The 10,820-nt window shown below is 69.3% G+C and carries 10 protein-coding genes; 6 read left to right on the top strand and 4 right to left on the bottom strand.

Annotated features, from left to right (window positions below):
• Positions 1-308 precede the first annotated feature (308 nt).
• A complete protein-coding gene (locus tag AC1DN2_RS12595) occupies positions 309-1,301 on the top strand; it encodes an RluA family pseudouridine synthase (protein ID WP_476850581.1) in 993 nt (330 codons plus the stop codon).
• Between the two features lie 27 nt (positions 1,302-1,328).
• A complete protein-coding gene (locus AC1DN2_RS12590; protein ID WP_476850577.1) occupies positions 1,329-1,964 on the top strand; it encodes a DedA family protein in 636 nt (211 codons plus the stop codon).
• Here the strand turns inward: AC1DN2_RS12590 and AC1DN2_RS12585 are convergent.
• The 3 genes from AC1DN2_RS12585 to AC1DN2_RS12575 form a co-directional block, all read right to left on the bottom strand.
• Positions 1,961-2,266, bottom strand: coding sequence for a hypothetical protein (locus AC1DN2_RS12585; RefSeq protein ID WP_476850576.1), 306 nt, complete (start codon positions 2,264-2,266; stop codon positions 1,961-1,963). The two genes, AC1DN2_RS12590 and AC1DN2_RS12585, sit on opposite strands and share 4 nt — an antisense overlap.
• A 162-nt stretch (positions 2,267-2,428) precedes the next feature.
• Positions 2,429-5,242, bottom strand: a complete 2,814-nt coding sequence (gene ppc / locus AC1DN2_RS12580) for a phosphoenolpyruvate carboxylase (protein WP_223914454.1) — start codon at positions 5,240-5,242, stop codon at positions 2,429-2,431.
• Between the two features lie 239 nt (positions 5,243-5,481).
• Positions 5,482-6,162, bottom strand: a complete 681-nt coding sequence (locus tag AC1DN2_RS12575; protein WP_028278076.1) for an NADPH-dependent F420 reductase — start codon at positions 6,160-6,162, stop codon at positions 5,482-5,484.
• Positions 6,163-6,327: 165 nt separating this feature from the next.
• Between AC1DN2_RS12575 and AC1DN2_RS12570 the strand changes: the two genes are divergently transcribed.
• The 4 genes from AC1DN2_RS12570 to AC1DN2_RS12555 all read left to right on the top strand — a co-directional run bounded on the left by AC1DN2_RS12570 (position 6,328) and on the right by AC1DN2_RS12555 (position 9,534).
• Positions 6,328-7,344 carry an aldo/keto reductase gene (locus AC1DN2_RS12570; RefSeq protein WP_476850575.1) on the top strand — a complete coding sequence of 339 codons (1,017 nt, stop codon included), beginning with the start codon at positions 6,328-6,330 and terminating at the stop codon, positions 7,342-7,344.
• Positions 7,341-7,934, top strand: a complete 594-nt coding sequence (locus AC1DN2_RS12565) for a TetR/AcrR family transcriptional regulator (RefSeq protein WP_476850574.1) — start codon at positions 7,341-7,343, stop codon at positions 7,932-7,934. Before AC1DN2_RS12570 ends, AC1DN2_RS12565 begins: the two co-directional genes overlap by 4 nt.
• Before the next feature lie 100 nt (positions 7,935-8,034).
• Positions 8,035-8,655 (top strand): TetR/AcrR family transcriptional regulator, encoded by a 621-nt coding sequence (locus AC1DN2_RS12560; RefSeq protein ID WP_476850573.1) that lies wholly within the window; start codon positions 8,035-8,037, stop codon positions 8,653-8,655.
• A gap of 18 nt (positions 8,656-8,673) precedes the next feature.
• A complete protein-coding gene (locus tag AC1DN2_RS12555) occupies positions 8,674-9,534 on the top strand; it encodes a DUF1684 domain-containing protein (protein WP_476850572.1) in 861 nt (286 codons plus the stop codon).
• A 36-nt stretch (positions 9,535-9,570) separates the two neighbouring features.
• On the opposite strand, the gene AC1DN2_RS12550 is transcribed toward AC1DN2_RS12555, so the two are convergent.
• Complete coding sequence (locus AC1DN2_RS12550) at positions 9,571-10,752, bottom strand: acyl-CoA dehydrogenase family protein (RefSeq protein WP_476850580.1); 1,182 nt, start codon at positions 10,750-10,752, stop codon at positions 9,571-9,573.
• Between the last annotated feature and the right edge of the window lie 68 nt (positions 10,753-10,820).

Raw genomic sequence — 10,820 nt, 5'->3', positions numbered from 1 at the left:
CAGGAGTCTTCCATGAACTGTCAGACGGGCATTAACGTGGGACACGAGGACCTCCGAGCGCAAAGTGTGTGAACTAGACAGCTCCACTTAGCCCGGAGGTCCTCCTCGTTTTCAAGCCCTACATGTCAACAACGTCCCGGCTCAGTACATCTAGCACGGGTCCGGCGAACTCGAGCAAGGGCCCGCGGCGGGGCGGGGCTGGGCTGCGGTACGGGGCCGGGGTACAGGGCCGCGGCGGCGGTCGCGGCGGCGGTCGCGGCAGCACTGCGCAGGGGCGCGGGAGGCCGGGCCCGTAGAATGGTCGGGTGATGCAATCCCCCCTTCCCGTGCGCGACGGCGTCAACGCGACGCGTCTGCGCCTGCCGGACGAGGGGCCCTGGGAGACCGCGCTGGACTACATGATGCACCGCTGGGGGCACATCGATCCGCAGGGCATCGAGGACCGGTTCGACGCCGGCGAGATCGTCGGCGAGGCGGGGATCGCCCTGGACCGCAGCACGCCGATGCAGGACCACACGTTCATCTGGTACTACCGGACCCTGCCGCCGGAGACCCGGATCCCGGTGGAGCTGAACATTCTGCACCAGGACGATCACCTGCTGGTGGTGGACAAGCCGCACTTCCTGCCCACCACCCCCGGCGGGACGTACATCCAGGAATCGGCCTTGGTCCGGCTCCGGAACCAGCTCGGCCTCCCGGACCTGATTCCCATGCACCGTCTGGACCGCATGACCGCCGGCATCCTGCTGCTCTCCACGAACCCCGAGACCCGGGGCAAGTACCAGGTGCTCTTCGAAAAGCGCCAGGTCCAGAAGGAATACGAGTGTGTGTCCGCCGCGGAGCCCGCACCGGGCCATCCCGCGGTGGACTTTCCTGTGGTGGTGCGCAACCGGATGACCAAGTCCCGCAGCTACCTGCTGGCCGAGGTCGTCGACGGCGAACCCAACGCGGAAACCCGGATCGAGCGGCTGCGCACGTTTGACGCTTCCGGCGCACCCGACGGCGGCGCACCCGACGGCGGCGCACCCGACAGCGCACCCGACGTCGACGGCGGCCCGCACCGCCGCGCGCTGTACCGGCTGGAGCCGCACTCCGGGAAGACCCACCAGCTCCGCGTGCACATGGCCTCACTGGGCCTCGGGATCGTCAACGATGCGTTCTACCCGGAACTGCTGGACAAGGCTCCGGACAATTACGCCAAGCCGCTGCAGCTCCTGGCCCGCGGGATCCGCTTCGTGGACCCCATCTCCGGCAGCCCGGTGGAATACCGCAGCAGACTGGAACTCAGCGAGGCCCGCTAGCGGCTGGAAGTGCGGTACCTTGTGCCCATGGACTTCGGAAATGCGGACAGCTGGGGCGCCGCGATCTATTTCTGGATCTTCCCCTTCGTGATCGGCGATGCGATTTTCCCGCCCGTCCCCTCGGAAATGCTGGTCATCACCGGCGGCGCGCTGTCAGCCGAGGGCCGCATCAACGGCTTCCTCGTCGTGCTCCTCGCCGCCGCGTCCTCATGGCTGGGTGACCTTCTCGTCTTCCAGCTGTTCAAGCGCCGGCTGAGCCACGTGCTCGACCGCTGGAAATGGGGCCTGGGGTTCCACGCGGCGGTGCATTCGGCGATCGCGAAAGCCGGCCGGTCCTCCACCTACGGCGCGATCATCGGCCTCCGCTTCATCCCCGGCGGGCGGCTTGCCACGACGGCCGCGGCGGGCATCGCCAACGTCTCCACCCGCGGGTTCAGCCTCTGCGCGGCCCTCGGCGGCCTGCTCTGGGCAACCTGGTCCGTAGCACTGGGCTATTTCATGGGCTCCGCCACCGGGCTGCCCTTCTGGGCGAGCTCCCTGATCGGCGTCGGCGTCGGGCTGCTGGTCGGAGCGGTCGTGGGCGTGATCGTGACGCGGCGCCGGGGCAACCCCTCCCCCGTGGAGTCCGCCGTGATCGACCCGGACGAGGAACTGGACTTTTAGACGGGCGCCCAGCGGCCGCGGCTGCGGCGCAGCACGGTCAGCGCGCCGGTGAGCGCAACGCGTTCGACGGCGTCGCGCATCATGGCTGCCGACTCCAGCGCCTGGCTGTTTTCGGCGCTGTAGGCGGTGGCCTCGACCAGGAAGCGCAGGTTCAGCTGCGGTACGCCGCCGGCGAGCTCAAGCTGGTGCGATTCGACGTGGTGCCGCGTCCCAAGCGCCTCGATGGCCGCGGCCATGACGGTTTCGGGAGCGGTGCCCGGCTTGAGCCCGGTGATCTTCAGTCTGGTCTGGAACGAAGGCATGGAACAACCCTAGCCGCGCCGCCACGCTCCCTCACCTTCCGCACCCAAAACCCCAACGCTCCCTCACCGGGAGAGGGAGCGTCCGGGGAAGAACCGCAGGACCTGAGGGAGCATCGCGGGAAGGGCGCAGGACGTGCGGGAGCGTCTGGACCGGGGTGCAGGCTACCCGGTGTTGCGCAGCCCGGCGGCGACTCCGTTGACCGTGATCAGCATGGCCCGCTGGAGCCGTTCGTCGATCTCGGCCCCCGTCATGCCCGCCGCGGCCTCGGCCCGGACGCGGCGCAGCAGTTCCACCTGCAGGTAGCTGATGGGGTCGAGGTACTGGTCCCGGATCTCGAGGGAGCGCTTCAAGGTGGGCTGGGCATCGAGGATCACGTGCTCGCCGGTGAGGTTCTGGATCTCCTCGACCGTGAGATCATATTCGGCCCGGATGGCACGGAACAGGTGGTGCAGTTCCGCCGGCACCAGGGTGGAGACGTAGTAGCCGGCAATGTCCATGTCCGTCTTCGCCAGGGTCATCTCAACATTGGAGAGCACCGAGCGGAAGAAGTGCCAGCCCTCGATCATCTCCTTGAGCTGGGCCGAGTTACCGGCCTCGCGCGCGGCTTTGAGGCCGGAGCCCACGCCGAACCAGCCCGGCACGATCTGCCGCGACTGTGTCCAGCCGAACACCCATGGGATGGCGCGGAGCCCTTCGAGCCCGGCGCCGGAGTCGGGGCGCTTGGACGGACGCGACCCGATGTTGAGGGAACCCAGCTGCTCCACCGGGGTGGAAGCCATGAAGTAGGCGGGCAGATCCGGGTCATCAATCAGCGTGCGGTAGCGCGCAAACGCGGCGTCGGAGACGGTTTCCATGACGTGGCCGTAGCGCACGCGCTGGTCCTCCGAGGTGCGCGGGGTGCGGTGCAGCGCCGAGCCCTGCAGTACCGCGGCCAGGGAGAGTTCGAGGTTTTCTCGGGCCAGCTCCGGCAGGGAGTACTTGTCCGAGATGACCTCGCCCTGCTCGGTGAACTTGATCTCGCCCTCGAGCACGCCGTTGGGCTGGGCCATGATGGCATCGTAGGTCGGCCCGCCGCCGCGGCCCACCGAGCCGCCGCGGCCGTGGAAGAGGCGCACGCGGACGCCGTGCTTGGCGGCCACGTCGCGGAGCTTGCGCTGGGTCTTGTAGATTTCCCACTGGCTCGTCATGACGCCGGATTCCTTGTTGGAGTCCGAGTAGCCGAGCATGATTTCCTGCACGTCGCCGCGGAGCCGGACGAGTTCGCGGTAGGAGGCATCGGAGAGCAGCCGGTCCACGATCTCGGCCGAGGCGCGGAGTTCGTCGACTGTCTCCAGCAGCGGCGCGAAGCCGATCTTGGCGTAGGGCGCCTCGCCGAACAGGCTGACCAGGCCGGCCTCGCGGGCCAGCACGGCCGCGGCCAGGACGTCGTCCGCGCCGCGGGTCATGGAGATGATGTAGGTCTCGATCACGTCGGGGCCGTAGGTGCGCAGGGCCCGCCGGATCTCCCGGAAGACGTCGTAGGTGCCGTCGGCGACGCCGTCGAGCTTGATCGGGTGGCCGGAGAGCGGACGCCGGGACGCAAGTTCGGAGCCCAGCACCTCGAGCCGCTCGGCGCGGCTGAGTTCCGCGTACCGGACACCGGGCCCGCCAAGGCGGTCCATGAGCTGCCCGACGGCGTCGTGGTGGTGGTCGGCGTGCTCGCGGATGTCGAGGGTGGCCAGGTGCAGGCCGAAGGAGGCGATGGCGCGGCGGACCCGGGACAGGGCGCCGTCGGCGGCGAGGGCCGCGTGGTGGTTCCGCAGCGACCGTTCGAGCAGGCCGAGCTCGGCGAGGAGCTCCGCGGTGGCGGTGTAGTCGCGGCCGGGCTCGTGCGCGGATCCGGCCGCGACCCGGCGGCCGGTGTTGATCAGCTTGGCCTTGATGCAGGTGAGTTTGAGCCGGTAGGGCTCCTGAGCGTTCAGCTCGAGGACGCGGCGGTCCAGGCCAGGCAGGTTCCCCAGGTCGACGTCGATCGAGTCCAGGAGCTCCTGGTCCGCCCCGGCCAGCGCGGTCGAGTTGGACAGGATGGAGATGAGCCCGTCGATCAGGCCGATGCTGATCCGCACGGCGTGCTGGTTCTGGATCTGGAGTATTTCGCGGGTGACGGCGGCGGTGACGTTGGGGTTGCCGTCGCGGTCCCCGCCGATCCAGGAGCCGAAGCGGATCGGGGCCTTCTGTGGCGGCAGCGTGACGCCGTGCTCGGCAAGCAGCTCGGAGAGGTCCGAGAGCATTTCCGGCATGGCGTCGCTAAGGATGCCGGTGAGGTAATAGATGGCGTTCCGGGCCTCGTCCACGGGGGTGGGCCGGACCTGGCGGAGCTCGTCCGTCTGCCACATCTGGTCGATCACCTCGGACAGGTGGCGGTCCTGGCGGCGGCGCGCGGAGGTGCCCTCCGCCGTGGATTCGGACAGGATGTCCGAGAGCCGGCGGATTTTGTCCAGCACGGAGCGGCGGGAGGCCTCGGTGGGGTGTGCGGTGAAGATGGGGCGGACGTCGAGTTCGTTGACGACTTCCTGCAGCACGGAGTTGCCGGCCTGGTCCGCGATCTCCTCCACGGCTTTGGCGAGCCAGCCGTCCTTCTCCTGCCGGGTGCGCAGCCCGCGGACCCGGTGGACCTGCTCGGCGGCGTTCGCCAGGTGGAAGTAGAACGCGAAGGCGCGGACCAGGTCGGTGGCCTGCTCCAGCGGCAGGGAACCGAGCAGTTCACGGACCTGGGCGACGACGTCGTACGAGCTCCACGGCCCTGTAGCGTCGGCGCCGCCGCGGGCGGCTTCCTTGGATTCCTTGGTCAGCAGGCGCACCTGCTCCACCAGGTCCAGGAGCTCGGGGCCGTGCTGGCGGACCAGGGATTCGCCGAGGAGGGTGGAGACCCGGCGGACATCAGCCCGGAGTTCGGCGGCAAGATCGGTGTCGGAATGCATTGCAGTGTCAGCCATGGAAACTATCTTTCGAGGGGTCGACTTGGCTCGTACACTGCGCTGGATACTGTGAGCCCGATTACTTCTTCCCATGGGATGTTACCCGCAGGCACTCCCTGCTGGAATTCCGTCTCAGATAGTGTCAGGCCCCGCCGCGCCGCCCCGACGTCCCTCCCCCGGGACCCCAACCAGTTCGCAGCAGGGGCCGTTCTGAGCGCCCAGAACGGCCCCTGCTGCGGGCTTGGCGGGTGAGGGGGTTAGCGCGCGATCTTGAAGTTGAACTCGCCGGTTCCCAGCGCGCCCCAGATCCGCAGCCAGATCGGCAGGATCATTTCCGCACCGCGGGCACTCGTGATGTCGCCGAGATCGATCACGTCGCGGTGGCCGAAGCCCTTGAGGAGTTCCGTCACGGCCGCCTTGGCGCCGGCGTCGTCCCCGGAGACGAACACCGTGTGGTCACCGCCGGCCACCCGGGCCGGATCGACCATCACGGACGCGGTCATGGTGTTCAGCGTCTTCACCACCTTGGCCTCCGGGAAGGACCGCTGGATCTCTTCGCCGAGGCTGTCCGTGTTCACCGGGTTCAGCGACGGCGGCATGCCCTGCGAGAAGTCCAGCGGGTTGGCGATATCCATGATGATCTTGCCGGCGAGGTTCGGGGTCCCCGCTGCGGCCAGCGCGGCCAGCGAGCCGGCGCCGTTGGTGGCATTGACGATCAGCTCGGCGCCGGATGCCGCGTCAGCAAAGGCGGCGACGTCGACTCCGGCGTTTGCGGCGTGCCACTCGGCGAACGGCGCGGTGCCCATCATGTCCGGCTCGGTCCGGGCGAGCGTCGCCTGCGGGTCGCGGGTGCCGATCACGACGTCGTGCCCCAGCCCTGCCAGTGCGCCGGCAATCGTGCGCCCCACCATGCCGGTTCCCAGTACTGCAATCTTCATGGCGTCCTCATTCTGAAGTCGTGGAGTAGACAGGTTCGTCTACGTGTGGGCATGACGCTATCAGACAGACCTGTCTACGGCAATAAGCGCATGCCGAGGCCCCGTCCACCCCATCTCAGCTGACAAAGATTGAAATCTGTCAGCTGATTGTTGTATAGTCATCGCATGACAACTTCTACTCTCGGCACCCCCCGCACCCTGGGCTCCACCGGCCCCAGCACCGCCGCCATCGGCCTCGGCCTGATGGGCATGTCCGATCTTTACGGCCCCGCCGACGACGCCGAGAGCGTCGCCACGATCCAGGCCGCCCTCGACGCCGGCGTGACCCTGCTGGACACCGGCGACTTCTACGGCATGGGCCACAACGAAATGCTGCTGCGCGAGGCGATCCGCGGCCGTCGGCGCGAGAGCGCCCAGATCAGCGTGAAGTTCGGCGTCCTGCGCGATGCCCGGGGCGGATGGAACGGCGTGGACACCCGTCCGGTGGCCATCAAGAACTTCCTGGCCTACACCCTCCGGCGCCTCGGCACCGACTACGTGGACATCTACCGGCCGGCCCGCCTGGATCCGTCCGTTCCGGTGGACGAGACCGTGGGAGCACTGGCCGAGCTCGTGCAGCAGGGCCTGATCCGCCACATCGGCCTCTCGGAGGTCGGCGCCGACACCCTGCGCCGCGCCAACGCCGTCCACCCGGTCTCGGACCTCCAGATCGAGTACTCCCTCCTCTCCCGTGGCATCGAGCAGGACATCCTGCCGGTGGCCCGGGAGCTGGGCATCGGCATCACGGCATACGGCGTGCTGTCCCGCGGCCTGGTTTCCGGCCACTGGCCGGCCGCCGGAACTGGGAACCGGCGCGACTTCCGGGCCCACCTGCCCCGGTTCTCCGGCGAGAACCTGCAGCGGAACCTCGAGCTCGTCGAACGGCTCCGCGGCATCGCGGACCGCAAGGGCGCGACCGTCGCCCAGCTCGCCATCGCCTGGGTCCTCTCCCGCGGCGAGGACATCGTGCCCCTCGTCGGCGCGCGCCGCCGCGAGCGGCTCACCGAATCGCTGGGAGCAGCCGAACTGGTCCTCTCCGGCGCGGACCTCGCGGAGATCGAGGCCGCCGTCCCGGCCGACGCCGCCGCGGGCACGCGCTACGACGCAGGCCAGATGGCCATGCTCGACAGCGAACGCCGGTGACCCCTGCCGCCGTCGTCCTGACGGAAGAGCGCATCCTCGACGCCGCGGAAGACGTGCTGCGGCGCTTTGGGCCGGCCAAGGCCACGGTGGTTGACGTCGCGAAGGCCCTGGGCGTCAGCCACGGCAGCGTGTACCGGCACTTCCCCACAAAGGTGGCGCTGCGGGACGCGGTGGCCCGGCGCTGGCTGGACCGCCTCGCGGAGCCGCTGGATCCCGCCCGCGATACGGACGGCCCTGCCGCGGAACGCCTGCTCCGCTGGCTCGAACGCCTCGCGGCCATCAAGCAGGGCATGGCGCTGAACGATCCGGAGCTGTTTGCCACGTTCGGCCAGCTGACCGCCGAGGCGCGGGAAGTGGTGGCGGCCCACGTTGACCACCTGGCCGCAGCGCTCACCGAGATCATTGCCGACGGCGTCAGCAGCGGCGAATTCGCCGTCCCGGATCCGGTGCCGGCCGGCCGCGCCGTCCTGCACGCCACGGCGCGGTTCCACCACCCGCTGCACGCTTCGGAATGGTCGGACCCCGCCATCGGGGCCGAGCTGCGCGAGGTCTGGCGGCTGCTCGTGCGGGGTCTGGCCGCCCGCCCGTAGCCGCCGGATCAGGCGGGGGCGGGCCGGCGGGACGTCATTGACGAGGTACAACGCGAATGACATTGCGGCGTAGACAGACTTGTCTGTGTACGATTGAGCCATGACCTCGCCAGCAGCCACTGCCGCCCCGGCTGCCCGCACCCCCGCCGGGCATGCCAGGGAGAAGATCCTGGCGACTGCCTTCCGGCTCTTCTACGCGCAGGGTTTCCGGGCCGCCGGCATCGACACCATCATCGCCGAGTCCGGCGTCGCGAAAGCCACGTTCTATAAGTACTTTCCGGCCAAGGACGACCTCATGCTGGCCTACCTGGAGAAGGTGGACAGCGTCTGGACCGGGCAGCTGCACGCCGCCGCCGAGGCCGCCGGCGAGGACCCGGCCGCGCAGCTCGTGGGCCTGTTCGATGCCCTGACAGCCGCCTGCCGGCGCGACGGCTACCGCGGCTGCGCTTTCATCAACGCGGCCGCCGAGTCGGCCGCCGGCACCCGGGTCCACGACCGGACCGTGGCCCACAAGCGGCAGACCCGCGCCTGGATCCGGGACCTCGCCGCGCGCGCGGGCGCCCGGGACCCGGACCAGCTCGCCCGCAGCCTGACACTGGTACTCGACGGCGGCCTGGCAAGCGGGGTGCTCGACGGCGACCCGGCCGCGGCCGCCGCAGCCGGAACTACTGCCGCCCAGCTCGTTGCGGCCAGCCTCAACACCCCACCCGCCACCAGCTGAAACCCCTTGGAGGTGCCCATGACCGCCCCTGAACCCGGGACTGGCTCGAAGCCCACGCCTGATGCAGTGCAGAACCCGCAGCTGGCCCGCTGGCAACGCTTCCGGAACAGCCGCAACACGGCCCTCGCCAGCGAGCACGGCTGGCTCACGCTGACCTCCTTCCAGTGGCTGGAAGGCGAGCCGGCCGCCGTCGAGCTCGCCCCCGGCCTCTGGTCCACGGACGGCACCGCGGCGTTCCTCACGGCCGCCGCGTCCGACGGTCTGACCCTCGTCGAAACCGGCGAACCCGTGGACGGGACCATCAGCGCCGTGCTCGCCGACGAGGAATCACTGATGTGGGTCCGGTACGGCGGCGACGACGGCCGCCAGGTGGTGGTGGAGCTCGCCATGCGGGCGGACAAGTACGCCATCCGCACCCGCGACTCCCAGTCGCCGGTGTTCACGGAGTTCGATGGCGTGCCCACCTTCGGCTTCCGCCCGGACCTGGTCATCGAGGCCCGGTTCGTGCCCTACCCCGAGCCTGTGGATGTCCCGATCGGCACGGCCAACCCGCTCGTGGACGGGGTCCACCGCTCGGTCGGCGAGCTGGTCTTCCGACTTCCCGGCGCGGACCACGAGATCCACCTGCAGGCCGAGGAGGAGAAGCTCGGTGCCCTGACGGTGACGTTCCACGACGAGACCAACGGGGAAAGTACGGACGAGTGGCGGAAGGTGTCCACCGCGAAACCCCGCCCGGACAATACCGTGGTCCTGGACTTTAACCGGGCCATCAACTACCCCAGCGCCTTCACCCCGTACGGCACCTGCCCCATGCCGGTGCGGAACAACAGCCTTGATGTGAAGATCGAGGCCGGCGAGAAGGAACCCGGCCTCTTCTAAACGGCTCGAAACGGTCTAAACGGTCAAAGCCGTCTTCTAGACGATCGCGGACACCCCGGTGACGGCGCGGCCCGTGATCAGGGTGTTGATCTCGAACGAGCCCTCGTAGGTGTAGATCGCCTCGGCGTCGGAGAAGATCTTGGCCATCCGGTAGTCGGTGACGATCCCGTTGCCGCCCAGCAGGGACCGGCCCATCGCGACGGTTTCGCGCATCCGGGCGCTGACATAGGACTTGGCGAGGGCCACCTGCGGCATGTCCGCAGCGCCGGCGTCCTGCAGCTGGGCGATCCGGACCATCATGCCCATGCTGGCCACGGCGTTGCCGAGCATGGTGACCAGCTGCTGCTGGACCAGTTGGAACTTTGCCAGCGGGCGGCCGAACTGCTGGCGTTCGACGGCGTACTGCCGGGCGACGTCGAACGCCGCGAGCTGCTGCCCCACACCTTGCCAGGCCACCATGATCCGGGAACCGCGCAGGAGTTCGTTGGTGTCCTCGAAGCTGCTGATCCCGGCGAAGCGGTCCGTTTCGGCCACCCGGACGTCGGTGAAGACGATGTCCGCGTTCTGCACCGTGCGCAGGGCAATCTTGTTCTCGATCCGGCTCCGGCTCACGCCCGGCAAGGTGGCGTCGACGATGAAGCCGCGGATGCCGCCGTCGGCCTCGTCCCGGGCCCAGACCAGCATGTAGTCGCAAAACGTGCCGTTGCCGATCCAGCGCTTGGCGCCGTTGAGCACCCAGATGTCGCCGCCGCCGGCCGCGCCGCCGGGGACCCGGCGGGCCCGGGTTTCCATGCCGCCGGCAACGTCCGAGCCGTGGTCCGGTTCGGTGAGGGCAAAGGCACCGGTGGTGCGCAGGCTTGCCGCGTCCTCGAGCAGGCGCGCCTTCTGCTCCTCGGAGCCGAAGCCGTAGAGAGACTCCACGAAGAGGTCATGGTGGACCAGGAAGAAGGTGGCGAGCGAGGTGTCCACCCGGGTCATCTCGGCGATGACGATCCCGGCGAACAGGTTGCTGTAGCCGCGCTGGGCCGGGGCGCTGAGCTCCAAGGCGGCCAGCTTGGGCAGGATGTGGGCCGGGAATTCGGCCTTGTTCCACCAGTCCGTGGCGAACGGGGCAACCTCGACGGCCAGGAACTCGCGCAGCTGCGCCAGCTTGGCCCGCTCCGCCGTGCTGAGCAGGGCTTCGTAGTCGAAGAAGTCCGCCGTGGGCAGCCCCGCCACAGAGGGTGCGGCCACTGTCGGTGCGGCCAGGGCCGCCGTGGCGGCCGGCCCTGTCTCGGTCACTTCGG

The organism is Arthrobacter sp. 01L42 (assembly GCF_056400005.1).
Note: the sequence above shows the minus strand (reverse complement) of the source record. Positions and strands in the feature narration are given on the sequence as shown.